This window comes from Nocardia miyunensis NBRC 108239 (assembly GCF_001613065.1).
GTDB lineage: Bacteria > Actinomycetota > Actinomycetes > Mycobacteriales > Mycobacteriaceae > Nocardia > Nocardia miyunensis.
The window spans coordinates 1-812 of record NZ_BDBQ01000201.1; the positions used below are offsets into that span (position 1 = coordinate 1).

Annotated in this window: 1 pseudogene; it reads left to right on the plus strand. The window is 63.9% G+C overall.

Annotated features, from left to right (window positions below):
• Positions 1 to 699, plus strand: a pseudogene (locus NM2_RS50620) (hypothetical protein); the annotation flags it as partial.
• Between the last annotated feature and the right edge of the window lie 113 nt (positions 700 to 812).

Here is an 812-nt window from a genome sequence, read left to right on the forward strand (position 1 = left end):
TTGAATTCCGCACACGGTGGCAGCAAGCTGACGAACGGTTCGACCATCGATCTGACCGGTCGCGACGCCGGTCGGGTCAGCGATGCGACCCTGGCCGCCCTGCTGGAATCCACCGGAACGCTCACCAGCGATGTGCTCACTCCGAAGCTCACACAGCTGCTCAGCACAATGTCACGTGACATCAGCGCGTTCACGCCGCTCATGCAGGCGATCGGCACCACGGCCCGCTCGTTCACCGAAACCCAGCGGCTCCCACCGTCTTTCCTGCTCACCCAGTTCGGTTCGGCGCTGGACGGACTTCCGCCGATGTTGTCGGGGGCGGCGACACTGCTGCATTCGGATCTGACCAATAGCCAGCTCCGCACATCCGAAGAGCTGACCCGATTCACGCAGATGTTCGGCGGCGTGCAGAACCAACTGCTGCCGGTCGTCACGCAGACCTTCGGAATCTCCGATCATTACTTCGGCGGATTCATTCCCCTCGGGAGCCTGATTCTCGATCAGGTGTCCGGCTCGGTCAGCACGCCGGCTCGCTCGGAAGGACAGTTGACCGAGTTGCTCGCTCGGCTCAACGCCGCGTTCCACAACTCCCCCTCGGGCCCGGTGCTGAACACACGTGTCGAACTGGACACCGTGCCCGGACTCGCCGCACCGCTGGCTGCCGCGCTCAGCCACCGCCCCAACGCAGGAGCGCGCTGATGTCGACCGGTTCCCTGTTCATCCGAGTGTCCGTCGTGGTGCTCGTGATGGTTGTCGCGCTGATCGGGGTGTTTCGATTGGTTCAGCGGCCGGTCAGCGGTGAAGCCAACTCG